Here is a 26,444-nt window from a genome sequence, read left to right as displayed (position 1 = left end):
ACCGCATCCCCTGTTCGATCCTCAACTAATCACCGCGCCCTTTGGCCCGCTGGCAATCAGCGCGGCACCGCACGCGGTTTTCATCCCGTCCAGCGCCACCGCAATACCGCCCACGGTGTAGGTGCTGCTGCCCTCGGCAATCGGAAAAATCCCTTTGCACAGTGGGCAACTGACTTTGTGACCCACCCCGGCAATGGGTTTGCCGTTGAGATCGGTCTGGGAGAATGCTTCAAGGACTTTGCCACCGTGAGTGGTGGAATCGCCCAAGCGAATGGCGTCTTTCATGTTGTCACTCCTTTGACTGGGCAGTTGGTTCAACATCAAAACTGAATCGAACAGGTATCTGTGAAATCAAGGGGCCGCGCCCTTTTGTCATTACTCAGCCATCCAGACTTCTTCATAGCCTTCGGTATCAATGATGAATTTCGAACCTGTTGGCAGCCACAGATAATTCACCACCTGCGGCAGAACTTCCTCCAGATGGTTGGCGTGAATCGGCTGATAAAATCTCTCCGCGGGCGAGTATTCGCCGCTATGAATAAACCAACTCACGTCACCGCCCTCAGGCATCTCGACTCTGCTGCCATAAATAGGCGATTGGCCGAGCGTCGTCATTGCAAGCGCAACCTTATCCTCGGGAGCAAGCATGGGTAGCCCGTACCTTTCACCGATGATTTTCTGCATAGCACTTGGGCAAACCGAATCACCTATGCTCACGGCAACCTCCTGAACGACTTTTCGCCTGTATCCAATCAGTCCTTGAAAATCAATTTCCAAACCTGGGTAGCCTCAGATTCGTCTAACTCCGGACCAAAGCACGTCTTCCAACGGCGTAAACTCAATACCCTTGAAGTTAGCCGCCAAGTCCTTGAATGATTGAGAGCAGATCAGGCTGTCACTACCGGAAATAAGCCGTTTATATTTGAACACATCAAGTTTCCAGCCATCTGAAAGAATCAATTTCTTGAACCTAATGGGCCTGCCATTTTCTTCAACAAATGTAGATGCCGGATCGCAATTTTGCCGGATATCCAATTCTTCAAAAAACACAGCATTGTAATTTTTTTCGGAAATTCGCTCGCCTGCCTCGGAAAGCACTTGGATTTTTACACCGTCCACAATATTGACATTGACACTACGACAGGCTTTCAGAAACTCATCACTGACCACATAGAAAAAACGCCCGACACTATGAATATCGAAATCGTAAAATTTATCCTTGGATATCAAAACCATTCCTTCAGGAAATGGTGTGCGCGGCTCCGGCCTTCCTTGTTCTGCATACCAAGGAAAAAAGCCAAACTCCACACCCTTTGTGCTCGGATAAAACTTGTCAAATAGGTCGGCGTGCAAAATCCCTACCGGACAGCCGATCTCCTCCGATTGCGAAAGCACATAATGGCTCATAAATCCAAACCGCCTGCGAGCGAAACTAAATTTCGTAACTCTGCGACACTGACTGCTCGAGTTTTTCTTAGCTTGCCGCACCCACTGTACATATTGCGCGCTCCTCAAATCGGTTTGACAGCCGACCAAATCACATTCTCCAAAGGAGTAAACTCTACTCCTTTAAGTCCTGTCGCACGCGCTTTAAAAGCGCTAGAACAAATCAACGTATTACTTCCAGAAATCAATCCTTTAAACTTAAACAGATCATACTTAAAGGACTCAGGCAGGATCAACTTCTTAAATCTGAAAATCAATCCATCCTCCTCAATAAATGTCGAAGCCAGGTCTGTATCCGACCGAGCATCCAGCTCTTTAAAAAGAACTGCATTATACTGCCTGGAGGATATGCACTCCCCATTTGTCGACACCACCTGAATCGACACATTATCAGTGACCTCAACATCTAGAACTTTGCAAATAGACAAAAACTCATCACTGACTATATAAAAACGCGAAATACTGCGAATATCGAAATCATAAAACTTGTCTTTCGATATCAGCACCATACCTTCTGGGTAGGGGGCATGAACCTTGTAATTAATTTTCTCCGCATACCAAGGAAAAAAGCCGAATTCAACACCCTTTGTATTTGGATAAAACTTATCGTATAGATCCGCACGTAAGAAGCCAACTGGACAGCCAGACTCTTCCTTTTGAGAAAGCACGTAATATTCCATAGCTACTCCTGTTTATCTAAGTCTGACCTGTCTGGTCCCAGGCACCGATAGTGCTTGTTCTCAACCGAGGATATAGGGGGACAGATCTATTTTATTTTTCACATTGGCCGCTCCCCAAGAGAAAAACCTCCTCCACGAACTGCATGAACAGCCCCCTTTGGACCACTGGCAATCAGCGCAGCACCGCATGCGGTTTTCATGCCGTCCAGCGCCACCGCAATGCCACCGACGGTGTAGGTGCTGCTGCCCTCGGCAATCGGAAAAACCCCTTTGCACAGTGGGCAACTGACTTTGTGGCCGACACCGGCAATTGGTTTGCCGTTCAGGTCGGTCTGGGAGAACGCCTCAAGTACCACCCCTCCGTGACTGGTGGAGTCGCCCAAGCGAATGATGTCTTTCACTATGCTTATCCTTAATCAGAAGTGATCGCCATGAGATTGGTAGCCCGCTGGACACTACGTGTGTCATCAGCGGTCCAACCACCAGTACAAAAGCGTCTCATCATCGTCGTCATCGAGATTTTTATAGACGTTCGCGTAATACCATTGAATCCCGGTTTTTTCGCGAAACCTATAGAAAAACTCATTGATTCTCTCCATTCCATTTTTTGCTGGGACGGCTAGCGATAAATTGCCTTCAAATACGCCATCTAACGTTCCATCAAACTCACGAATGACGTCGTTTTCAAGCGCAGTTATATCTTCCGGAGGAATGTAATCGGCGTAGATTTGAATACAGAAATTACCGCCCCGCTTCAAAAGCTCCGCCGGTGCATTTTTATTCTTGATTGAAATAATGTCCCCCCTCGCCAGATTTTGCGCCAGGCCAGGCGAGGAGAGCAACTCGTAAGTGTCCTGATCAATCTGACGAGCGAGCAACTCCTCACGAACAGCTCCATCGTCGTCAGCCATATATACCTGAATCAGTACAGGTGATTGCTTGTCTTCCATAAGTGGTTCCACAGCATCCACGCTCAACACACGACGGCCATTTCTTCAGTACTAGCGCAATCGCCCAAACGAATAGCATATTTCAAACTGCTGCTCACTCTCATGCGTGCATTAGAAGCTTCAACCCAACTCGAATTTGAACCCTTTGTACTCTGAGCGCTCAAGTATCTTGCTCTAACCTAACTGCAGAAAGAACCTGCCATTTTCGGCGATCGCCTTCTCTGAAAAGTTCTCACTCAAAAAAAGGTAGCCCATACCATCCGAAAGTATGCCTTTGTTACGAGGTAGCGCAACATCAAGATCACCACCATAAATAGAGACTCTTCTACGCCCTATATTTGACGAAATAGGCGCCTGCAACCAAGCATCTACGCCATCCAACTTAGACGCTAAATTCTCATCATCATCTGAGTCGGAATTTTCCGAAAGCAGGATTTTTCCGCAATCTAAAATCTTATCAGAGGCTTCATTTCGTTCGTCACTTGCACGAATATATCCTAAAACAACCGCTTCAGACCCTCCATTACTTGCGCGGAGCTTTCGATAGTGACCAACTTCACCCGATACGTAAGGTACAAACACAGAAACCCAATACGATTTATCCATCAACTCATCTGAAAACCAACTTCCAGGAAAAGAAGCTAGATGTGTGAGAGGGGTTCCGTCAGCCGAGCAAGGCCAAGCCATATGATTTGGAAGATAGACACCACCGCCCGCATAGGCATCATGAATTGTAGGCGGTTCATGGCTAAAAATCAGTTCGTTAAACATCCGCATCTCTCCACTCAGTTATTGATCGCAGCAGCAGTTAAGTGAATTTACATATTGACCCGAGCGCTTTCTAAGCCGTCGGGCCTGTGAAGCTGATATTCCCGACTGACGAATGGCCCCTTGCCAAACGTCCATTTGCCGCTTAGACGGTTTACCCGTTGCTGGGTCAAAATCAAATTCATTAACCCCCAAGCCTAGATGAGTTCGCGCCAAAGCGTTTTCGTTCGAGTGAATAGCGTCATGTCTTGTCGGGTCTATAGCAATAGATGGGTTGGCCTTGTTGCGGCGCCTTTTATTAGCACACCCCATTTGAACGAGAGACTCATGCCTGACGAGTTCATGTACCTCCAACTGATCACCGACATTGCTACCGCCATTGAGGCTACCATACGTACCTAACTGCCCATCAGCAGCGAGCCCAAGCGGGTCAATCCATATGACAGGATTGGACGCGTATTGATAGAAATTCGTCCCCCCGGCAAAACTAATCGGGTCCTGACTAACAAACCGCCCAACCCCCGGATCATAGTACCGATACCGGTTGTAATGCAGGCCCGTCTCATGATCGTGGTACTGACCCTGGAACCGTATCGGGTTCACCACCCCGTGCTGCCGCGCCCATTCCGAACGCTGCTCCGTGACCTGTCCCCACGCCTTGTACTGCGCGGTCCAAGCCATGTTGCCCTGCGGGTCAGTCAATTCCTGCGGCGTACCCAAGTGATCGCACTGGTACCACGCCAACGCATCAAACGCTGAGGCGGTTGCCTTGTGATTCCACAGCGGATCTTCGTCGAGGCTGTACTCGCCGCTGTAATCCGGTTGGCCGAGCAGATTGATCGGTGCGTGGCGCACGGCTTGGGCGACCGGGACGAAGGTGCCGGGTTCGAAGATGTAGTGGACAGTGCGGCCGGGGGCGCCGTCGGTCTGCGCCGGACTACTTTCCCACGCGAGGTTGTCGCCGTCCCAGCCGTAGAGGGTGAAGCCGCAGCCGTATTCCCGTTGTTTGCGCGCGTGTTCGCTGCGGTTCCATTGTGAGCCGGCTTCGGGGCGCTGTTTGTAGTGGGCGCTGGAGTTTTTATGCAGGCGCCGTCCTAACGCGTCGTAGGCGAAATCGACGGCCAGGCGTGGGTCTTCGAAGCGCACCAGTCGATCGAACAGGTCCCATTGCAGGTCGCTGCGGGTGCCGTTGTGCCAGCGCTGGATCTGGTTGCCGCGTTCGTCGTAGTCGTAGTGGGTGCCGGCGTATTCGCGCAGCAGGTTGTCGACCAGTTTGCTGCGTGGCGGGGTCTGGTCCAGTGGACGGCGGATTTCGGCGGTTTTGGCGTCGAGCAGGTTGCTGGCCGGGTCGAAGGCGAAGGTTTCCACGCCTTGGCGGGTGGTAGCGCTGAGCAGGCGGCCGACCGGGTCGTAGCGATAGGCGAGCGGGCCGCGGCGGCTGTCGTTGATGTCGGTCAGTTGGCCGGCGGCGTCGTATTTGTACTCGCGCTTGAGCAGCGTGGATGGGTCGTCGCTGCGCCCCAGCAGTTGTTCCTGCAAGCGGCCGGCCGGGTCCCATTTTTGGGTTTGCAGCAGGTGATTGCCTTGATGGCGGGCGACTTCGCGGTGCAGGTCGTCGCGTTCGTAGCCGATCAGTTCGTGTTCGTCGAGACGCAGGCCCAACAGGTGGCCGCTGCCGTAGGTCAGCCAGCTGACGCGGTGGCCGTCCGGGCGCACGGTGGCAACACGCTGGTTGAGCACGTCGTACTCGTGCTGCCAGATCGCGACCGTGGGTTGTTCCAAGCCGAGGTAATGCTGGTGTTCACGCAGCAGGTTGCCGGCCGGGTCGTGGAACCATTGCAGACGGCTATCAGCATTACTGGCCATGACCAGATTACCGTTGCCGTCGTAGGCGAAGATCTCGCTTTGCGACTTGTCACCCAGGTTGGCGCGACGTTCAGTCAAACGGCCCATGGGGTCGAAGTTGACCGAGATCACGCGTTCGCCGTTGACGGTGTGGGCCAGGCGCCCGGTCTCGGCGTCGTACTGATAACGCGTGGTACGACCGTCGAAGCCGGTTTCTTCCAACAGGCGACCGATCGGGTCGTAGTGGAAGTGCGCGCGTTGTTCGTTTTCGTTTTCCAGGGCCAGCAACCGGCCAAGACGGTCCCAGCGGTAGCGCAAGGTTTGCTCGGCGGCATCGACCCGCTCGGAAATTAAACCGGCGGCGCTGTAGCTCCACGTGGTGCAGCGATCAAGACCATCAACATGCGCCAACAACCGACCTTCGGCATCGCGCTCGAAGCGCTCTTCGGTCTTGTCCGGGTGTTTGATCAATACCAGTTGACCAGCCTTGTATTCGTATTCGGTACTCTGCCCAGCCGGGGCGGTGAAGCAGATCATCTGCCCGAGTTCGTTGTATTCCCAAGCACTGGTTTTGCCCGAGCAATCGACATATTCCACCATCTGCCCGGCGTCGTTGTAGGCCAGGGCTTTTTCGTTGCCGTTGGCGTCCTTGATCGCGGTGGGTTGGCCGGATTTGTTGTAGGCGTATTCGGTTTTGTTGCCCAGCGGATCGACCGTTTCGACCAGGTTGCCCTGATCATCGTAGGCCCGTTGCCACTGGCCGCCCTCGGCATCGCTGATCTTGATCAGCAAGTCCTGATCGTCGTAGGCGTAATGCATCACGGTGTGGTCGGCGCGGATGTGTTGAAGGCGATTGCCACGCTCGTCGTAGGTGTAGCGATCCGTGCTGCCATCCGTACGGACATGACGAATCACATTCTTGGCGTCATCGCGGAAAAACCATTCCGAGCGCTCATCCGGATGGCGAATACGGTAGGTGTAGCCAAGGATGTCGTAGTAGTGCCAGGTCTCGTTGCCATGGGCATCGGTGACGTAGGTCAGGCGGATGTTTTCGTCCCATTCCAGACGGGTGTCGAAACTGCCGTCGTCGGCCCATTCGCGGATGGCCTTGGCGTCGGCGCCAACACCTTGCCACTCCAGATTCATGCCGCGACCAGTGCGGTCGGCGTAACGGGTGATCAGGTGATGTTGGTACTGATAGGACCAAGCGGCTCCGTTCTCGTCCTGGGCCTGAATCAGGTCGCCATACGCATCGTACTGGTAAGCACAGAGTTGGCGCAGCGGAGCACCGTCAACGACTTGCCAGAGGCCGATCAGTCGGCCTTGATCATCGATCAGCGTGCCGAGGTGCAGATGAACTTTGCAGATGTCGTTTTCTAGGTAGGTGATCAGGTCCGACAGCACCGAAAGTTCGCCGTGACGATGCTCGTAATGCAGCATGATCCCGGCGCCGTTGCGCAGCGAAATATTGGTCAGCACAAAGCGCTGGCCATGGCGGACGTAGGTTTCCTTGCGCTCGAAACCACGGCACAGCAGGAGCTGGTCTTCGCTGGCGCGTACCAGGGTGATGTTTTCGATGGCGTCGTAGTGGAACAGGCCGACTTTGGGCAGCGGGTAATTGTGGCTGCGACCGTCAGCGTCGTGAAACTTCAGGCCATCGTTAACGCAGTCGAAACGCGTGGTGAACTCGGTGATCCAGCGTGCACCGAGTTCGCTCTGGTCATAAGCGCTCAGACGCGAATTGTAGGTGCGTGACCATTCGACCGGGAACGGCCCCGGCAGGCTGAAATCGGTGTGGCTGAGGCTTTCCGAACCCAAGGCAAAACTGATGCTGTTGCAGGTGCCGGTACAGGTGGCGTTTTTCTTACCATTAGCGGCATTCGCTGCTGGAGCCTGATGACTGTTGGCCCCCAAACCACCTTCGGACTCCGTGCGCTTGGCCTGACTGGTCTTGTCAGGTTTGACCCCGGCGCTCTGACCATGAGCATTGCGCTTACGCCAAACGGTGACGGCGCCGGACAGGATCACCAGCAACCAGCCGATGGAGTTCTGCACCGACTCATCATCGAGCTTGCTCAACTGGGTGCGCAGTTCAGGCCCCATCGCCCGCAGCTTCTTGGTCTCAGTGGCCACTCGTTCTTTGATGTCATCGGGCAGCAGGTGATCGGCCGCGCTATTGGCCAGGCCCTTGCCTGCGGCCTTATACGCGCTGGCAGCGGCCCCGAAAATATTGTCGATCGCCGCGAGGGGATCGTTTAGCAGTTGGTCGCCCGCAGCGCTGATTTTTTGGCTGGCGGCCTGAGCATCACCCTTGGCATCGAGCTTGCCGTTGGCCACTTTTTCGAGGCCTTTGGCGATTTCGTTGATGACATCTTCGCCAAGCTTGCCAGCGTCCGCTAGGATGCCGGGCAGCTTGCCTTTAGCTTGCTCCACGAAGTCATCGAGGGTGCCGACGATGGACGCGTTCAAGTGCCCGATCAGGATTTCGATCACGGATGCACTGAGCAGCGCTTTGGTGGTGGCCTTCATTTCCTGACGCACCAGAAACAGGGTCGGGCGCAGGGTCATGCGTGCAGCGGCCATGGCCGGCGGTAACGGCAGTACGCCGATCAGGTTAATGCCCAGACTGGCCCAGGCGAGCAGGTCGCGTTTCTGTGCATTCGACAGGGTGACGATGTCACCCAGCGCATCGACCAGCGCCATGATGTTGCCCACCACCGGCAAGGCCCCGGCGACGTTCTTGATCCGGTCGAGGGTGACCACGCCGCCGCTGGCGGATTGCAGCCAGGCGTCGAAGACTGCCGCGCTGCTGGCGACGTCCTGAACGTCGATAGCGCTCAGCGGAACAATGGCAACCTGCGGTTCACGTTTTACGATTTCAGTGGTCATGACAGCATCTCACCGGCCAGAAGGCCCGGGGTTTTAAAGGAGGTCTTGGGAGGTGTGACGGCCGGCAGGCTCGGCAACTTGCCGCTTTTGCGGGCGGCACCGAGGAGGCTTGAGGCACTTGGCATCGCGGCACTGGCGAGTTTCGGCAAACCCGCAACCCCGCCCTGCACTGCACCCTTGATTTGCTGTGCGGTCTGCATCGCGCCTTGGGCGGATTGCACGGCGCTCATGCCGGTCTGGGCCAGGTTTTTGCCTTGCTCCAGCACGTCCCAGTTCTTGCTCGGCAAGACCTGCGCAACCATCGACTGCACCGGGCCGGGAATGTCCTCGGCGCTCGGCGGTTGCAGCGGCCATTCCGGTTTGCCGATGTAGCTGCCATCGCTCCAGGTGTCCGCCGGGTCCTTGCCAAACACCACTCGCGCCGGCCCCGGTGCTGCCCCGGAAACCGTGGCAAACCCCTTGGCATCGAGCGTGCCTTTGAGGCTCTTGCCCAAGGCGTCGATCACTTCAAAGTCACCGCCCTTGATCCCCTGCAACCCGGCGTACTGGTTGAACAACTCGAGATTGCCCTTGCCCGGTTTCGGCGGTTCGGGGAATACACCCGCCAGGCTTTTCGCCCCGGTGTAGGCGAAATTCGCCGCGTGTGCGGTGTATGGCCCGGTGGTCGCGTGGGTGATGCCGCCCGCGTTGTAGGTCGTCGCGCTGCCGCCGCCCTGGATCACCAGTTCGGTTTTCGCAGTGATGGTGATGCGGTCGGCGTTGGCGGTGATGTTGAGTTTGGCCAGCAGGTTGATGCTGTCCTTCAAGGCGCGCACATCGATGTCGCCGGACGCCGCGACCAGCCGCCAGCCGAGGTTTTGCACGAACAGGCGCATGCCCTGACTGGCACTGGCGAGCAGGCGTTTACCGATCGACAGGCTGGTGTGGCCGGTGCTGCTCAGGGCCAAATGTTCGCCGGTGGCGATGTGGCTGGAACGCGGGGTGCTTAGGGCGATGCCGGCCGGGCTCGCCAAGACCAGATGCGGCTCAGTGAACTCGGGGAATTCGTTGGCGCTCATGTTCGCCGGGCCGCTACCGAGAATGCCTTGGTGCTGGGCGTGCAGCGCTTTGGCCACGTCGTCCTGATCGCCGGGATCCTGGGCTTGCAGTTCCTTGGCCTGGATCGCAAAACCGTCTTGCTGCTCGCTGGCCGTGGCCAGGCGTTCGGCGGTTTCCGGCAGGTCCTTGTGGTGTTTGGATTCGTTGGGCCGGGGTTCGGTGGTGATCAGCAACCCGGCGGCCGCGCGCACCGCGCCATGGCGGTCGGTGCGCAGCTCAAAGCCTTCGCCACGCGGCTGTCCGCCGGACGGTCGTGGATGGGTCAGGTAGCCGAGGTTGATCGCGCTGGCGCCATGGTCGCTGCGCAGGGCGATGCTGATCTCGCTGGTGGTGTCGTCGATGCGCAGTTCGTTGGTGCGGCTGCCCTTGTATTCCTTGCTTTTGACCGTGGCCAGGGTTTTGAAGTCCGGCAGTTTGTACGGCGGCAGGTTGGCGCCGTGGTACAGGCACCCGGTGATCAGCGGCTGGTCAGGATCGCCTTCGAGGAAAGTGATCAGGACTTCCATGCCGACCCGTGGCAGGTTGATCGAGCCAAAGGTCTGCGCCGCCCAGTTCGAGGCCACGCGCATCCAGCAGCTGGTTTTGTCGTCGTGCTGGCCTTCGCGGTCCCAGAAGAACTGGACCTTCACCCGGCCGTACTGGTCGCAGAAAATCTCTTCGCCTTCAGGGCCGGTGACCACCGCGCTCTGGGTGCCGAGGACTTTCGGTTTCGGGTGATCGAACGGCGGGCGGTACGGTACGTTCCACGGAGTCGCGGAAAAACGGTTGCGATAACCCTGGTGGAAATCGTCTTTCAAGTCGGTGACGTCGCTGCTGATCACCTCTTCCAGCACTTGCGGCTGTTTGCCTTCGTGGAAGATTTCGGTGAGCAGCCACAGGTCGTTCCACGCAGGGTTGGCGTGCTCGGTCAGGGCGAGGAAATGCCCGGTCACCAGCAGCGGTTGATCGCTGCTGCCTTCGGCGAGGCGATAGTCGCTGCGGTGTCTTTCGAGGGCGCGATTGGCCAGGTGTTTACCGCGTTCGCGATCCACGAAACGGCCGGGGTAATCGTAGTCTTCGAGGTCCGGTTTGGCGGCGCTTTTGGCGGCGCTTTCCAGCTCGATTTTCGGTTTGGTGAAGTCGTAATCACGGCGGGTGGTGCGGCTGGTGCGGGTGATCACGCGCAGGCCGAAACGCTTGATCACCGGTAGATCGGCGACCAGTCCGGTGTCTTGCTGATAGGCCACGGGAGCGAGTTTCGGGAACACCGTTTGGTCATCGCCGAACATCAGCAAGTGGCCGCTGGCGCTGTGCTGGAAGTGGTAGTGAATGCCCTCCTCCTCGCACAGGCGCTGGACGAACTGCAGGTCCGATTCGTCGTACTGCACGCAGTACACCCGCTCCGGGTACACCGCGCTGAGCTGGAACTTGTGTTCGCTGGCGAGGATGCCGTGCTCTTCCAGCACCTGGCTAATGATCTGCGGCACGGTCATCTGCTGGAAGATGCGCTGATTGACCCGATGCGCCAGGTACGCCAGCTGCGGGCGCAGCGAGATCTTGTAGCGGGTCAGGCGCTTGCCGGCCTCGCCCTGGGCAATGCTGTAGACCAGCCCGTGAATGCCGGTGCCGTTTTGCGTCAGCTGCAAAAACGCCAGTTTGTGCAAGAGGCTTTCGAGGTTCAGCGAGGCTTTTTCGCTGACCAGTTCCAGTTCGAATTCGAACGGTTGGTTGAGCGCTTCCCGGCCGGTGAACGACAGCACCTGAAAATAGTTGTCGGCCCCGTCGATAGTCAGGGCAAAGTGAGTCTGATTGGCCGGTGCGAACATTCCGTGTTCCTCATGCGATGTTGCGGCAGGCGTCCACAATCGACGACTGCAAAAAAATCTTTAGGGACAACAAACCGCCTCAGCCGCTGGGGCCGAGGCGGTACAACAGTCGACCTGAATCAGGCGACCGGCAGACGCCAGTCATCGGAACCCGAAGTACCGGAGACTTCGTGGGTCCAGGTGATTTTGCGGTAGGTGAACTGCACTTCTTCCAGGTGCGTGAAGTGCGAGTTCGACGGGTCCTGGCAGTTGTGCATTTTGTTGTTGATGGCGACGATGATCGCGTCTTCCAGTTTGGTGGTGTAGTAGTGCTCTTGGGTCCCTTGGGCCGAAGTGCGGTACCACTGGATAACGATTTCGCTCATGCGCTCGCCGGAAGTCAGCGCCGCTTGCAGCAGTGGCGAAGCCTTGTCGTAGACCTTGGTGATTACAACTGGCTTGTGAACGCGCTGACCGGTTGGTTGGCCGGACTGCGGGTCACGCGGGATGATCACGTCGTGGCTGAACGCCTGAACCATGACCTGGTCTTCGTGACCTTCCTGGTAGGTGTTGCCAACGGAGTCAGCGGTGAATGCGCCAGCAGTGATCAGGCCTTGTTTTTCGCCAGTGACGGACATGTAGGCAGGTGTTGCCATGGGATGCTCTCCTTGCTCAAAAGACAGGACCGGACGGCGTGATTGCCTGCCCAGTTGGCGAAGGAGGTATCAAAAGTCGTGCCAGCCATCATGTGGCCATTACGCTTCAAGGGTTTGCAGCCCGTAGGCGGGGAATTATTCGATTTTTACCGTAGGAAAAGCCGTCAAAGTGCGCAAGAAGTTGCGCAGTACTGCGCAACTTCTTGCGCACTTGGCTGTAAGCCTTTAACGGCGTGGCTTGCAGCGGTTTTTCGAGCTGTTTTTTGAAAATGAGTGCGCAACTTCTTGCGCACTTGCATCACGACGCCAATGCCGCCCGACGTATGCCGAACCGACTGATCCATACCGCCATCAAGATCACCGATCCGCCAAGGAACAACCGCCCCAGTTCCTCATGCTGGTTCCAGATCAGCAGATTGATCAGCAACCCCACCGGCACATGCAGGTTGTTCATCACCGCCAGCGTCCCGCCGTTCACCAGGCAGGCGCCCTTGTTCCACCAGTACAACCCCAGCGCGGTCGAGACCAGGCCGAGGAATACCAGCACACCCCATTGCAGCGGTGCTTCGGGCAGGAAATTCTGTTTGCCGAACAGCAGGAACGCCGGCAACGCCACCGCCAATGCGCCGAGGTAGAAGTAGCCGAAACGCCGATAATGCGGCAGGTCACTCGGGTGACGGGCCACCAGGTGTTTATAAAGCACTTGCCCGGCGGCGTAGGTGAAGTTGGCCAGTTGCAGCAGCAGGAAACCCATAAAAAAGTCCGGGTTGATCCGGTCGTAGCGAATCACCGCAGCGCCTGCCACCGCCACCAGTGCCGCGACCAGGGCCCAGGGATTGAAGCGTCGGTTCAGCGCATCTTCGATCAGCGTCACGTGCAGCGGTGTGAGGATGGTGAACAGCAACACTTCCGGCACCGTCAGCACCCGAAAGCTCAGGTACAGGCAGACATAGGTCACGCCGAACTGCAACGCGCCGATCAGCAACATGCCGCGCATGAACGCCGGCTCGACCGAACGCCAGCGTGTCAGCGGAATAAACACCAGCCCCGCCAGCAGCACCCGCACCAGCACTGCGAAGTAGCTATCGACATGCCCGGCCAGGTACTCGCCGATCAAACTGAAGGAAAACGCCTGGATCAGCGTGACAAAAAGTAGATAGCCCATGCTCGCCTCGTTTCGAATGGCGGCGACGATAGCGGGTTTTACTCTTCACTGCGAATCATCAGGCCACAGTGGTTTTGTGTCGACTCACCAAATCCCGGGCAAAAAAAAGCCCGATCTCGCTAAAGCGTTCAATCGGGCTACAGCACTCAGGAGCAACAAGTGCAAAGGGAGGTTCGATGCGCGTAAAGCCTTGAAGGGGTTGCGCCAGGTCACTTGAACATCAAGGGATTATCTGGCGATTAAAGCCTCAAGCCACTTGGGAAAGCTTGGCGTTGGCCTGGTTCAGGCCCTTCTCCTGGAAGTCGCCGCCCAGGTTCATGCCTTCGGCGTGAATGAAGGTCACGTCGTGGATGCCGATGAAGGCCATGACCTGACGCAGGTACGGTTCCTGGTGATCCGCCGGGCCACCGGCATAGATCCCGCCGCGAGCGGTCAGCACGTAGGCACGTTTACCGCTGAGCAGACCTTGTGGGCCAGTGTCGGTGTACTTGAAAGTCACGCCAGCACGCAGCACATGGTCGAGCCAGGCTTTAAGGGTGCTCGGGATCGCGAAGTTGTACATCGGCGCCGCCATGACCAGCACGTCGGCAGCCAGCAGTTCGTCAGTCAATTGGTTGGAGCGGTCGAGAGAAGCCTGTTCGATGTCGTTGCGTTGTTCGGCAGGTTTCATCCAGCCGCCGAGCAAGTTGATGTCCAGGTGCGGCACCGGGTTGACGGCCAGGTCACGGACGGTGATCTGGTCCGCTGGGTGCGCGGCTTTCCATTGGCTGATGAAGGTCTGGGTCAGCTGACGGGAAACCGAGTCTTGCTGACGGGCGCTGCTTTCGATGATCAGAACGCGGGACATGGGATGTAGCCTCCATCTGAGAATGCTGTAGGTCGATGGAGTGGAGGTTAAACAGAGTTATATCGATGAAAAAGCGCAAATAACTGCTATAAAGCATCGATAAATTCGTTTATAAGCTGAGCGTACTCTTTGAAAGCGGGCTTGCTCGCGAAGGGGCCGTGTCATTCAACGTTGATGTCGACGGGGACACCGCCTTCGCGGGCAAGCCTCGCGCCTACAGGGTTTCATCTCATTTAGGTGAGCAGCTCAGGTTGATACGCATCTTGATAATGGTGCGGGTGAACTTGGCGGTGGCATTTTTGTGTTTGCCGGCCGGCACGTCGATCGTGCGGGTGCGCGGTGCTTCCGGGCCATTGTTGAACACCACCTTACACACCGCATCCGTACTGCCGTAGTTGTTGACCTGGATAGAGGCGATGTCGTTGTCCGTGTCGTAGGCGTTGTAGTCGATGCTCATGCCATTGAGCTGTTTTTGAACATCGATCGGATAGGCAAACGCAGTCAACGGCATCAGCGCCAACACCACACAACAGAATTTTTTCATTCGGCAGTCTCCAATAAGGACTGCCAGCTTAGGACAAGAGGAGCTCATCATGAAAGCGCCCCGCGTGACCCTTGATCAATGGCGAACGTTGCAAGCCGTGGTCGACCACGGCGGTTTCGCCCAGGCCGCCGAAGCGCTGCACCGCTCGCAATCGTCGGTCAGCTACACCGTGGCCCGCATGCAGGACCAGCTCGGCGTGCCACTGCTGCGCATTGACGGCCGCAAAGCCGTGCTGACCGAGGCCGGCGGCGTGTTGCTGCGCCGCTCGCGGCAACTGGTGAAACAGGCCAGCCAACTGGAAGACCTGGCCCACCACATGGAGCAAGGCTGGGAAGCGGAAGTGCGGCTGGTGGTCGATGCCGCTTACCCGAGCGCCCGCCTCGTACGCGCCTTGACCGCGTTCATGCCGCAAAGCCGTGGCTGCCGGGTGCGGCTGCGCGAAGAAGTATTGTCGGGCGTGGAAGAAGTCCTGCTCGAAGGCGTGGCCGACCTGGCCATCACCGGCCTGAGCATTCCCGGTTACCTGGGTGCGGAATTGAGCGACGTCGAATTTGTCGCCGTCGCCCACCCCGAACACCCGCTGCATCGCCTAAACCGCGAAATCAACTTCCAGGACCTGGAAACCCAGATGCAAGTGGTGATCCGCGACTCCGGCCGCCAGCAGCCACGGGACGTTGGCTGGCTCGGCGCCGAACAGCGCTGGACCGTCGGCAGCCTGGCCACTGCAGCGACTTTTGTCAGCAGCGGCCTGGGTTTTGCCTGGCTGCCCCGGCACATGATCGAACGGGAATTGAAGGAAGGTACGCTCAAGCTGCTACCGTTGGACCAGGGTGGCAGCCGTAACCCGAGTTTCTATCTGTACTCGAACAAGGACAAACCCATGGGCCCGGCGACGCAAATCCTCATCGAACTGCTGCGCACCTTCGACACCGCGCCGCTGGATGCACCGTTCGCCGCCCCTGAACAAGCCTGACACGGAGTTTTTGCATGGCCTATTTCGAACATGAAGGTTGCAACCTGCACTATGAGGAATATGGCCACGGCGCTCCGTTGCTGCTGGTCCACGGGCTGGGTTCCAGCACCCTGGACTGGGAAATGCAGATCCCGGCGCTATCCGCCCATTACCGGGTGATCGTCCCGGACGTGCGCGGCCACGGTCGTTCGGACAAGCCCCGCGAGCGTTACAGCATTGCCGGGTTCAGCGCCGACCTGATCGCGCTGATGGAACACCTGAACCTCGGCCCGGCCCATTACGTGGGCCTGTCCATGGGCGGCATGATCGGTTTCCAACTGGCCACCGACCAGCCGCAATTGCTTAAAAGCCTGTGCATCGTCAACAGTTCGCCCGAGGTCAAGTTGCGCAGCCGCGACGACTACTGGCAGTGGTTCAAGCGCTGGAGCCTGATGCGCGCGCTCAGCCTCGGCGCCATCGGCAAGGCCCTGGGCGCCAAGCTGTTCCCAAAACCGGAGCAGGCAGACTTGCGACAAAAGATGACCGAGCGCTGGGCAAAAAACGACAAACATGCTTATCTCGCCAGCTTCGATGCCATCGTTGGCTGGGGGGTTCAGGAACGACTTTCCAGGGTCGCCTGTCCAACCCTCATTGTCAGCGCCGACCGTGACTACACGCCGGTCGCACTGAAAGAAACCTATGTAAAACTGCTGCCCGATGCGCGGCTGGTGGTGATCGCCGATTCGCGCCACGCCACCCCGCTGGATCAACCCGAACGCTTTAACCAAACCCTGCTCGAGTTTCTCACCGCAGTCGACACCACTACTCAGGATCACTGACCCATGCTGAAAAAAATCGCCCTCGTCGCCGGCTCCGTACTGTTTGCCGCCAACCTGATGGCCGCCACGCCCGCCAAGGCGCCGCATGTGCTGCTGGACACCACCAATGGCCAGATCGAAATCGAACTGGACCCGGTCAAGGCGCCGATCAGTACCAAAAACTTCCTTGATTACGTCAACAGTGGCTTCTACAACAACACGATTTTTCACCGCGTGATCCCGGGCTTCATGGTCCAGGGCGGCGGCTTTACTCAACAAATGCAGCAGAAAGACACCAAGGCGCCGATCAAGAACGAGTTCAAGACAAGTGGCCTGCATAACGTGCGTGGCACGCTGTCCATGGCTCGTACATCCGCTCCGGATTCGGCCACCAGCCAGTTCTTCGTCAACGTAAAAGACAACGACTTCCTCGACAGCGGCGATGGCTATGCAGTCTTCGGCAAAGTCGTCAAAGGCATGGACGTGGTGGACATCATCGTCAACACGCCAACCACTACTCGCGGCGGCATGAAAGACGTACCCGCCGATCCTGTGTTCATCAAGTCGGCCAAAGTCATCGACTAAGCTTCACAGGATGTCTTGAGCGGTTGCCGCCCTGCGGTGCCGCTCACACTGTTCAAAGGAGAGCCCCAGCGCGGGCGGAGAACCAATGCTTTATCGCCGTTTTGAAAAACTGATCGACATCTTCCGCGATGCACCGACGGCGGCTCCGCCGGATCGGGTTCTCCCTTTCTATACCTATTATCTGAAGCAGGTCTGGCCGAGTTTCGCCGCCCTGCTGGTCGTCGGGCTGTTCGCCTCGCTGATCGAAGTCGCGCTGTTCAATTACCTGAGCCGCATCATCGACCTGGCGCAAGGCGCGCCGAACCCGAATTTCTTCCAGGACCACGCCCTCGAACTGACCTGGATGGTGGTGGTCACCCTGGTGCTGCGCCCGATTTTCTTCGGCCTGCATGACCTGCTGGTGCACCAGACCCTGACCCCCGGCATGACCAGCCTGATCCTGTGGCAGAACCACCGCTACGTGCTCAAGCAGAGCCTGAATTTCTTCCAGAACGACTTCGCCGGGCGCATCGCCCAGCGCATCATGCAAACCGGCAACGCCCTGCGCGACTCCGCCGTACAAGCCGTGGACGCGCTGTGGCATGTGTTGATCTACGCGATCAGCGCGCTGGTGCTGTTTGCCGAAGCCGACTGGCGCCTGATGATCCCGTTGACCACCTGGATCGCCGGTTTCATCGGCGCGCTTTATTACTTCGTGCCACGGGTCAAAGACCGCTCGGTGCAGTCCTCCGATGCGCGCTCCAAACTCATGGGGCGGATCGTCGATGGCTACACCAACATCACCACGTTGAAGCTGTTCGCCCACACCAATTACGAACAGCAGTACGCCAAGGAAGCCATCAAGGAACAAACTGAGAAAGCGCAAATGGCTGGCCGTGTGGTCACCAGCATGGACGTGGCGATCACCAGCATGAACGGCTTGCTGATCGTCACCACCACCGGCCTGGCGCTGTGGCTGTGGTCGCAGTCGCTGATCTCGGTGGGCGCGATTGCCCTGGCCACGGGTTTGGTGATCCGCATCGTCAACATGTCCGGCTGGATCATGTGGGTGGTGACCGGCATCTTCGAAAACATCGGCATGGTCCAGGACGGTTTGCGGACCATCGCGCAACCGGTCAGCGTCACCGACCGCGACCAGGCCAAACCGCTGGCCGTGGCCCGTGGCGAGGTGCGTTTCGAGCACGTGGATTTCCACTACGGCAAGAAGAAAGGCATCATCGGCGGCCTTAACCTGAACATCAAACCCGGCGAGAAAATCGGCTTGATCGGCCCGTCCGGCGCCGGTAAATCGACCCTGGTCAACCTGCTGCTGCGCCTCTACGACGTCGAGGGCGGACGCATCCTCATCGACGGCCAGAACATCGCCGAGGTCGGTCAGGAAAGCCTGCGCGAGCGCATTGGCATGATCACCCAGGACACCTCGCTCCTGCACCGCTCGATTCGCGACAACCTGCTTTATGGCAGACCCGACGCCACCGACGCCGAACTCTGGGAAGCGGTGCACAAGGCCCGGGCCGACGAGTTCATCCCGTTGCTCTCGGACGCCGAAGGTCGCACCGGTTTCGATGCGCACGTCGGTGAGCGCGGGGTGAAACTCTCCGGCGGCCAGCGTCAGCGGATCGCCATCGCCCGAGTGCTGCTCAAGGACGCGCCGATCCTGATCATGGACGAGGCCACCTCGGCGCTGGACTCGGAAGTCGAAGCGGCGATCCAGGAAAACCTGGAAACCCTCATGCAAGGCAAAACCGTGATCGCCATCGCCCACCGGCTCTCGACCATCGCCCGCATGGACCGGTTGGTGGTGCTGGAAAATGGCAAGATCGCCGAGACCGGTACCCACGCCGAACTGCTGGCCCATGGCGGGTTGTATGCGCGGTTGTGGGCGCACCAGACGGGTGGGTTTGTCGGGATCGACTAGGCCGTGGGAACCCTTGTAGCAGCTGGCGAAGCCTGCGTTCGGCTGCGCAGCAGTCGTCATCGGTCGGTCTGAAACACTGCGCTGCCTGATTTGCGACTGCTTCGCAGCCGAACGCAGCCTTCGGCAGCTGCTATAAAAAACGTCACTGATTCAACAAATAAGCCGCCACAGCCCTTTAACCATGGGCTCTGGCGGTTTTTTCGTGGCTGCTGGATTTCCGCCAGAACCCTGCTGTACTCAGCCAAGGTTCTGGAGATGAACCTGTCGTAAATCTGCAGGAAGCATCACGCGATACAGTCTCGATAGGTCGCCTATCAAGGACGCTCTCATGTCTCTGTTCAAACGTTCAGTCACTGAGTTGTTAGGTACGTTCTGGCTGGTGTTGGGTGGGTGCGGCAGTGCGGTGCTGGCCGCGTCTTCGCCGTTGGGTATCGGGGTGCTGGGGGTGGCCCTGGCGTTTGGTCTTACCGTGCTGACCATGGCGTTCGCCATTGGCCATATTTCTGGATGTCATCTCAACCCCGCCGTATCGGTCGGGCTGTTTGTTGGCGGTCGATTTCCTGCCAGGGAGTTGCCGGCCTACATCATCGCCCAGGTGATCGGCGGGATTATCGCGGCGGCCTTGCTCTACTACATTGCCAGCGGCAAGGAAGGCTTCGATTTGTCGGCGGGCCTGGCCTCCAACGGCTACGGCGAGCATTCCCCCGGCAAATACTCGATGGCCGCAGGCTTTGTCTGTGAACTGGTGATGACGGCAATGTTTGTGCTGATCATCCTCGGGGCTACCGACAAACGCGCCCCGGCCGGGCTGGCACCGATCGCCATCGGCCTGTCCTTGACGCTGATCCACCTGATCTCGATTCCCGTCACCAACACCTCGGTCAACCCGGCGCGCAGCACCGGCCCGGCGTTGATAGTCGGCGGCTGGGCCATCGCGCAGTTGTGGATGTTCTGGGTCGCGCCGTTGCTGGGGGCGGTGGTTGGCGGCGTGACTTATCGTTGGTTGGGTAAGGAAGGCACCTGAGGTTTGGGCGAGGATTGTCATGTTTCCAACCGTGGCAATCTTCGCTTTCTCGACATGTTTCAGGTGAATCGACCAGAACTATCAAGTACGCGCTACTTCATTCATCAATACTCAATTAACAAACACAACTTGAAAAAAAACCACATAAACAGAAGCAAACATCTCTTAGCCCTTATTTAAAGTCATTGTTAATATCCCGCCCCTTGAACCGCCGGTTCAATATTTCAGACAAATAACAGGACATACTCATGATCAAAAAGATTTTGGCTCTTTGCGTATTGCTGAACATTGGGCTGTTTCAGGGCGCAGCCCAAGCAGAGAATAATGGCCCCTTCGCTAAACCCTCCATGCCTCGGCATATGGCTATGAGGTGTGGGCCCGGCACCTACTGGAGTGACGTACAAAAAACATGCATTCGATGGAACAACCTCGCAACCACCTCCAGCAAACAACTTTTACACAAGCCATAAAACATCCAAACTCACCTAAACAAGTTAAAGACATTAGCATGTATTAAATTTTCTAAAACACCGCGCCTCTAACAATAGAGGCCGGTATATTTTTCGTTGACCCCCAACAGCACCTGAAACGAACGAATGCAATATTAATGAATCATCAAGCCTGTCGATAAGGCAATGCAGTCCTCGCCTCTTCCGCATACGCCAACACCCCAACACGCTCCTGCTGCAAAAAATCTTTAACCGCCGCTTTCAACCCCGGATGTCGCAAGTAATGCCAGGAATGGGTGATCACCGGCTCGAACCCGCGAATCAACTTGTGCTCGCCCTGTGCCCCGGCGTCAAAACGCTGGATGCCGTTGGCGATCGCGTAATCCATGCCTTGATAGAAGCAAGTCTCGAAATGCAGGCGATCGTACTCCGCCAGGCAACCCCAATAACGACCGTAGAAACTGTCCCCGCCCACCAGACTGAACGCCATGGCCACCGGCCGTGAGCCTTGTTTGGCCAGCACCACGCGAATCGATTCCGGCATGCGCTCTGCCAGCAGGCTGAAGAATTCCCGCGTCAGGTACGGCGTTTGCCGACGTACCGCGTAGGTATTGGCGTAGCACGCGTAGACGAAATCCCACTGTGCCTCGGTCAGTTGCGCGCCCTCAAGCCATTCGAACTCGATGCCCTGCCCCGCCACTTGCTCGCGTTCTTTGCGCATCTGCTTGCGCTTGCGCGAACTGAGGGCGTCGAGGAAGTCCTGGAAGTCCCGGTAATCGCGGTTTTGCCAGTGATATTGACAACCGATGCGCTGCAACCAGCCCGGTTGCTCGGCCAACGCCGCGTCGGTGAACGGGTCGGTAAAATTGATGTGGGCGCTGGAAAGTTCTTCGATCTCCAGATAACCCGGCAGGCTTTTCAGCAGCTCAAATCCGTCCTCGACATTGACCGCCAACAATCGCGGCCCGCTGACCGGGCTGAACGGCACAGCGGTCAACAACTTGGGGTAATAGTCGATGCCAGAACGGGCGCAAGCATCGGCCCAGGCGTGATCGAACACGTATTCGCCGTAGGAATGCCACTTGCGGTAACTGGGCAATGCCGCGATCAAACGATCGCCTTCAATGTGCAGCAAATGCTCGGGCTGCCAACCGGAATGCGGACCGACGCTGCCGCTGTCTTCCAACGTGCTGAGGAAGGCGTGACGCAGGAACGGCTGATTTTCAGGTACCAGCGCGTCCCACGTTTGCGGGGCGATTTCGGACAGACTTTCCAGACGTTGCAGCGGCATCGGCATTCTCACAGTTCTTCGCGTGACAGCCCGGCGAGTATCGCTTATCGCCGCACATTCCACACCCCGTCATCCGGCGACAGCGCTCTAGAACGAAGGTTCATGAAAGATTTGTATCGTCATCGAGACGCCATCACTTTGCCACTGCACTGTCATAAACCATCGCGATACTGGCGCCTGTTTTTAGAGCGCCGGGTTCTACCCGGTCACTGTTTTCCGTCCGTCATCGGTCGGTTGTGTCCTGGATGGCTCAGTCATCCCTTTCATCTTCGGAGATTGATATGCGTCTTGCTTCCACGAAAACTGCGGCGGCCTTGTGTGGCGGCCTGATGCTGGCCATGAGCGTTCCGGCCAGCGCCGCAGTCGACGCCAAACTGCTCGACATGCTCAAGGCAAACGGCTCGATTTCCCAGGCGCAATACGCCGAATTGCAGGCCGAACTGGCGAAGGATCAGAAGACCCAGCAAATCGCGCAACAGGCTCAGCAAGAAACCAACGAGCAGATCGCCGCGACCGCGAAGAAAACCAATGAACTGAGCACCTTCGACCAGAAACTGGCGTGGGCCGCCAAGACTCAATTCAAGGGCGACGTGCGTTTCCGTGAAGAAACCGTGCACAACGACGGCGTGCCGAACAGCAAAGACCAGGATCGCCAGCGCATCCGTGCCCGCTTGGGCGCCTACAGCGAAATCAACCCGCAAGTCGACACCGGCATCCGTATCGCCACCGGCAGCAGCGACGATGCGCGCTCCACCAACCAGGACCTGAACAACTACTTCGACAAGAAGCAGATCTGGCTGGACCAGGGCTACGTCGACTACCACCCGGACGCGATCAAGAACCTGCACCTGATCGGCGGCAAGATGGCCCAGCCATGGGTGAGCATGGGCGACATCATCTGGGATAGCGACATTAACCCTGAAGGTCTGGCCGTCACTTACAAAATGCCGTTGAGCGGCAGCACCGAGCTGTTCGGTAGCGCCGGCCATTACACCCTCAAGGACAACGTCGACGGCGAAGGCGTGCAGTTCAAGCACGACCTGCGTCTGTACACCGGCCAGTTGGGTGCGCGTTTCGCCATCACCGACAACCTGAAAATGACCGTGGGCGGCACGATCTACAGCTACGACAACGACAAGGACAGCGCCTGCCCGACCACCGGCACCGTCACCGCGCCATGCGCATTGGCCGTCAACGGCAACAGTGCGAACGAAGAATTTAAACTGTACGAAGGCTTTGGCCAGATCGATATTGGCGGCCTGCCGGTACCGCTGTCGCTGTACGGCCAGTACGTCAACAACACCGAAGCCAGCAATGGCCAGGACACGGGTTGGCTGGCGGGTGTGAAGTCGAAGTTCTACGGGATCGCCGTGGATTACAACTACCGCGACGTGCAGCGTAACGCCGTGGTCGGCGCCTTCACCGACTCTGACTTCGCCAACGGCTTCACCGGTTCGCGCGGCAGCAAGTTGAAAGCCAGCTATGAAATCGACAAGAACTTCGCCATTGGCGCGACGTACTTCATGGCCAACTCCGACTACACCAACGCCAGCATCAGGAAGACCGACTCGGACATCAACACCCTGCAACTGGATGCCGAAGCCAAGTTCTGATTCACCGCAACACGACTCGGGCAAGGAAGCCCGGGCTGCTTTTACAAACTCGCATTGGTGTATCGGTCCCCATCATCCGTCCGATACGCCAACGCGAGTTTTTTTTTGGGCAAAAAAGATCGCAGCCTGCAGCAGCTCCTACGCCGATCAAGTCCAACCTCAATATTGAGTTGAAACCCGATCCCGTAGGAGCTGCCGCAGGCTGCGATCTTTTAAGACGAACTCAGCGCTTGCGCAGAATCACGCTACCAATCGAATACCCGGCGCCAAACGAGCTGAGCACCGCCAGCGAACCGCTTGCCAGATCATCCTGATTTTTGTGAAACGCAATCACCGAACCGGCGGAGCTGGTATTCGCGTAGGTATCAAGAATCACCGGTGCTTCTTCTTCAGTAGCTTCGCGGCCCAGCAGTTTCTTGACGATCAAGTGATTCATGCTGAGGTTGGCCTGGTGCAGCCAGAAGCGCTTCACATCGCCGATGTTGAGCTTGTTTTCGTCCAGGTGCGTGGCGATCAGCTCGGCGACCATCGGACACACGTCGCGGAACACCTTGCGGCCTTCCTGCACGAACAGTTTGTCCTTGGCACCAATGCCCTCTTCCGCCGCGCGGTTGAGGAAGCCGAAGTTGTTGCGGATGTTGTTGGAGAACTTGGTCAGCAGTTTGGTGCTGACAATGTCGAACTGGTACGGGGAAGTCGCCAGGTCGGCCCGTTCGATGATCACCGCAGTGGCGGCATCGCCGAAGATGAAGTGGCTGTCGCGGTCGCGGAAGTTCAGGTGACCGGTGCAGACTTCCGGGTTGACCATCAGGATCGCCCGGGCCTGGCCCAGTTGCACGCTGTTGGTGGCGGCCTGGATACCGAAGGTCGCCGAAGAGCAGGCGACGTTCATGTCGAAACCGAAGCCTTGAATACCCAGGGCTTCCTGGACTTCGATGGCAATGGCCGGGTAGGCGCGTTGCAAGTTGGAGCAAGCGACGATCACGCCGTCGATGTCTGCGGCGGTCTTGCCGGCGCGCTGCAAGGCTTGTTCGGCAGCGCCGATGGCCATCTGGCACAGCACCGACCATTCGTCGTTGGAACGCTCCGGCAGGCGTGGCGCCATGCGTTGCGGGTCGAGGATGCCGTCCTTGTCCATGACAAAGCGACTTTTGATGCCGGAGGCTTTTTCAATAAACGCCGCGCTGGACTCGGTCAACGCTTCGATCTCGCCGCGCGCGATGGCGTCGGCGTTGTCGGCGTTGAATTGCGCGACGTAAGCGTTGAAAGACTGCACCAGCTCTTCGTTGGAGATGCTGTTGGCCGGGGTGTACAGGCCGGTGCCGCTGATGACGACGTTATGCATGGTCGTTTCTCTAATCTGTTCAGGCAGAAAGCGTTGGCACCGACGTACCAACACACAAAGGGTCTTTTCCCGTCTGGGGAATCAAACCTGGCATCGCTTTATTCCGATCCGCCCGGGCCTGTGAAGGCTCAAAATCGCGGGGCCGGCGTTTATAGGCGCGAAGTTTGCCATAAACGCTGGGGTTTGGCCCCTTTTGCGAGAGCAACGACGTACCTGTGTGAGCGGGCTTGATGATCGTTCCCACGCTCCTGCGTGGGAATGCAGCCCGTGACGCTCTGCGTTACTGGACGCGGAGCGTCCCCAGAGGCATTCCCACGCAGAGCATGGGAACGATCAGCGACAGGTTAAGGTTTTGATGATCGTTCCCACGCTCCTGCGTCACTAGTGTCCGGTAAAAACTGAAGGGGGAGCTTGCTCCCCCTTGCTGTTGGCGGACTTCAGTCATAATCGGATTTTTCAGACTCGATTTTGACTCATGTTCTCCAGCACCCGTTTAGCCCAACTGCTCAGTGCGATCCCTCGCCCGTCCTTCCAGCAATCCACCGAAAAGTACCAGGCGGATCGCTACGTCAAACGCTGCACATCCTGGCAATTGCTGGTAACACTGGTCAGCGGCCATGTAACCCAAGCCTTAAGCCTGCGGTCATTGGCGACTTTCTCCGAAACGCTGGCTGCGCATAGCTACCATCTCCAAGCCGGCCCCATTGCCCGCTCGACCCTGTCAGATGCGTTGAACAAGCGTGATTACCGGCCGTTCCAAGACCTCTGTGAGAACCTGTTGCGCGGTGTCGGCCGTCAACAGCGCAAGGAAGTCGGCGCCATGGTTAGTCTGATTGATTCCACTTCGATTACCTTGCGTGGACCTCACTTTGATGACTGGACTGCCGCAACTAAAACCCGCATCACACAAGGCCTCAAGGTACACGTAGGGTTGGATCTGGCTCAGTTGGCCCCGGTGTACGTGAACATTACCCCCGCCAACGTCAACGACATGAGCGATGCGCTGAATATGCCGATTCAGGCCGGCATGACTTATGTCTTTGACAAAGGTTACTGCGATTACAACTGGTGGTACCAGTTGCAGAGCAAAGGTGCTTATTTCGTCACTCGGTTTAAGAAAAATGCCAACTACGAGGTGCTGCACGAGCACTCAACCGTTGCCGAACAAAGCCCGGTCATGAGTGATGAGGTCGTTCAGTTCGGCAAAAAACGTCTGGGTGGCAAACGTGTGAATGACTATCGAGACGAACCAGTAAGACGTGTCGTGATTGAACGCGAAGGGCACGTGACACCGTTAATCCTGGTGACCAACGACTTTGCCAGAACAGCTGAAGAAATCGCGGGTTTGTACAAGAATCGCTGGAAGATCGAGTTGTTTTTCAAGTGGATCAAGCAACATCTGAAACTCAAGCGGTTCTATGCTTTCTCCGAAAATGCCGTTCGCCTGCAGATTTACAGTGCTTTGATCAGCTACTTGTTACTGCACCTTTTTCACCGTCGCTCAGGGTTTCCCGGCTCGTTGTTTGAGCTGACGGTGCGGATTGCACATGTCCTGCATGAACGGCCCGCTACCCAAGAATTCAAAGACCGACGAAGGCAGGAACAAGAAAAACTAAAGGCTGCCCAGGGCAACCTTCAGCTTTGAAACATGTTTACCGGACACTAGTGACGCTCCTGCGTGGGAATGTAGCCCGTGACGCTCTGCGTCACTGGACGCGGAGCGTCCCCAGAGGCATTCCCACGCAGAGCATGGGAACGATCAGCGACAGGTTAAGGT

Annotated in this window: 22 protein-coding genes; 7 read left to right on the top strand and 15 right to left on the bottom strand. The window is 57.3% G+C overall.

From position 1 onward, the window contains the following. Positions 1-21 precede the first annotated feature (21 nt). The 13 genes from ACA071_RS07525 to ACA071_RS07465 form a co-directional block, all read right to left on the bottom strand. A complete protein-coding gene (locus ACA071_RS07525) occupies positions 22-285 on the bottom strand; it encodes a PAAR domain-containing protein (RefSeq protein WP_497643786.1) in 264 nt (87 codons plus the stop codon). Between the two features lie 90 nt (positions 286-375). Beyond that, the gene (locus ACA071_RS07520) at positions 376-717 is read right to left on the bottom strand and encodes an immunity protein Imm33 domain-containing protein (protein WP_497643785.1); all 342 of its coding nucleotides are present in this window, start codon (positions 715-717) and stop codon (positions 376-378) included. Between the two features lie 72 nt (positions 718-789). Beyond that, entirely contained in the window at positions 790-1,407 is a 618-nt protein-coding gene (locus tag ACA071_RS07515) for an Imm43 family immunity protein (RefSeq protein ID WP_497643784.1), read from the bottom strand. A 104-nt stretch (positions 1,408-1,511) separates the two neighbouring features. Next, positions 1,512-2,126, bottom strand: a complete 615-nt coding sequence (locus ACA071_RS07510; RefSeq protein WP_497643783.1) for an Imm43 family immunity protein — start codon at positions 2,124-2,126, stop codon at positions 1,512-1,514. A 98-nt stretch (positions 2,127-2,224) separates the two neighbouring features. Then, positions 2,225-2,527 carry a PAAR domain-containing protein gene (locus ACA071_RS07505; RefSeq protein WP_497643782.1) on the bottom strand — a complete coding sequence of 101 codons (303 nt, stop codon included), beginning with the start codon at positions 2,525-2,527 and terminating at the stop codon, positions 2,225-2,227. 66 nt (positions 2,528-2,593) lie between these two features. Beyond that, the gene (locus tag ACA071_RS07500) at positions 2,594-3,076 is read right to left on the bottom strand and encodes a DUF4265 domain-containing protein (RefSeq protein WP_497643781.1); all 483 of its coding nucleotides are present in this window, start codon (positions 3,074-3,076) and stop codon (positions 2,594-2,596) included. 174 nt (positions 3,077-3,250) lie between these two features. Then, complete coding sequence (locus ACA071_RS07495; protein ID WP_497643780.1) at positions 3,251-3,847, bottom strand: hypothetical protein; 597 nt, start codon at positions 3,845-3,847, stop codon at positions 3,251-3,253. Between the two features lie 18 nt (positions 3,848-3,865). Next, entirely contained in the window at positions 3,866-8,578 is a 4,713-nt protein-coding gene (locus ACA071_RS07490) for an RHS repeat-associated core domain-containing protein (protein WP_497643779.1), read from the bottom strand. Continuing rightward, complete coding sequence (locus tag ACA071_RS07485; protein WP_497643778.1) at positions 8,575-11,481, bottom strand: type VI secretion system Vgr family protein; 2,907 nt, start codon at positions 11,479-11,481, stop codon at positions 8,575-8,577. Before ACA071_RS07485 ends, ACA071_RS07490 begins: the two co-directional genes overlap by 4 nt. A 119-nt stretch (positions 11,482-11,600) precedes the next feature. After that, positions 11,601-12,116, bottom strand: a complete 516-nt coding sequence (locus tag ACA071_RS07480; RefSeq protein ID WP_033058787.1) for an Hcp family type VI secretion system effector — start codon at positions 12,114-12,116, stop codon at positions 11,601-11,603. 298 nt (positions 12,117-12,414) lie between these two features. Next, positions 12,415-13,281: a carboxylate/amino acid/amine transporter gene (locus tag ACA071_RS07475; protein ID WP_497643777.1), complete on the bottom strand. Its 867-nt coding sequence runs from the start codon at positions 13,279-13,281 to the stop codon at positions 12,415-12,417. A gap of 247 nt (positions 13,282-13,528) precedes the next feature. Continuing rightward, complete coding sequence (locus tag ACA071_RS07470) at positions 13,529-14,128, bottom strand: FMN-dependent NADH-azoreductase (protein WP_123507765.1); 600 nt, start codon at positions 14,126-14,128, stop codon at positions 13,529-13,531. 229 nt (positions 14,129-14,357) lie between these two features. Continuing rightward, positions 14,358-14,672 (bottom strand): 3-phosphoglycerate kinase, encoded by a 315-nt coding sequence (locus ACA071_RS07465; protein WP_497643776.1) that lies wholly within the window; start codon positions 14,670-14,672, stop codon positions 14,358-14,360. Between the two features lie 49 nt (positions 14,673-14,721). Here ACA071_RS07465 and ACA071_RS07460 point away from each other — a divergent pair, with 49 nt between their 5' ends. The 5 genes from ACA071_RS07460 to aqpZ all read left to right on the top strand — a co-directional run bounded on the left by ACA071_RS07460 (position 14,722) and on the right by aqpZ (position 19,969). Then, positions 14,722-15,645, top strand: coding sequence for a PA3225 family LysR-type transcriptional regulator (locus tag ACA071_RS07460; RefSeq protein ID WP_427627303.1), 924 nt, complete (start codon positions 14,722-14,724; stop codon positions 15,643-15,645). Positions 15,646-15,659: 14 nt separating this feature from the next. Further along, the gene (locus ACA071_RS07455) at positions 15,660-16,463 is read left to right on the top strand and encodes an alpha/beta fold hydrolase (RefSeq protein ID WP_497643775.1); all 804 of its coding nucleotides are present in this window, start codon (positions 15,660-15,662) and stop codon (positions 16,461-16,463) included. Between the two features lie 3 nt (positions 16,464-16,466). Next, positions 16,467-17,027, top strand: coding sequence for a peptidylprolyl isomerase (locus tag ACA071_RS07450; protein WP_497643774.1), 561 nt, complete (start codon positions 16,467-16,469; stop codon positions 17,025-17,027). A gap of 85 nt (positions 17,028-17,112) precedes the next feature. Then, positions 17,113-18,945 (top strand): ABC transporter ATP-binding protein, encoded by a 1,833-nt coding sequence (locus ACA071_RS07445; protein WP_497643773.1) that lies wholly within the window; start codon positions 17,113-17,115, stop codon positions 18,943-18,945. A gap of 328 nt (positions 18,946-19,273) precedes the next feature. Then, a complete protein-coding gene (gene aqpZ, locus ACA071_RS07440; protein WP_497643772.1) occupies positions 19,274-19,969 on the top strand; it encodes an aquaporin Z in 696 nt (231 codons plus the stop codon). Between the two features lie 615 nt (positions 19,970-20,584). Here the strand turns inward: aqpZ and ACA071_RS07435 are convergent. After that, positions 20,585-21,709, bottom strand: a complete 1,125-nt coding sequence (locus ACA071_RS07435; RefSeq protein ID WP_497645280.1) for a GNAT family N-acetyltransferase — start codon at positions 21,707-21,709, stop codon at positions 20,585-20,587. Between the two features lie 281 nt (positions 21,710-21,990). Here ACA071_RS07435 and ACA071_RS07430 point away from each other — a divergent pair, with 281 nt between their 5' ends. Next, the gene (locus ACA071_RS07430; protein ID WP_497643771.1) at positions 21,991-23,322 is read left to right on the top strand and encodes a putative porin; all 1,332 of its coding nucleotides are present in this window, start codon (positions 21,991-21,993) and stop codon (positions 23,320-23,322) included. 223 nt (positions 23,323-23,545) lie between these two features. On the opposite strand, the gene ACA071_RS07425 is transcribed toward ACA071_RS07430, so the two are convergent. Then, positions 23,546-24,667, bottom strand: coding sequence for a beta-ketoacyl-ACP synthase III (locus ACA071_RS07425; RefSeq protein WP_497643770.1), 1,122 nt, complete (start codon positions 24,665-24,667; stop codon positions 23,546-23,548). Between the two features lie 475 nt (positions 24,668-25,142). Between ACA071_RS07425 and ACA071_RS07420 the strand changes: the two genes are divergently transcribed. After that, positions 25,143-26,312, top strand: coding sequence for an IS4 family transposase (locus ACA071_RS07420; RefSeq protein ID WP_497641581.1), 1,170 nt, complete (start codon positions 25,143-25,145; stop codon positions 26,310-26,312). Positions 26,313-26,444 lie beyond the last annotated feature (132 nt).

The sequence above is a fragment of the Pseudomonas sp. LBUM1646 genome (genome assembly GCF_059716165.1).
This window is presented reverse-complemented; position numbering and strand designations above follow the sequence as displayed.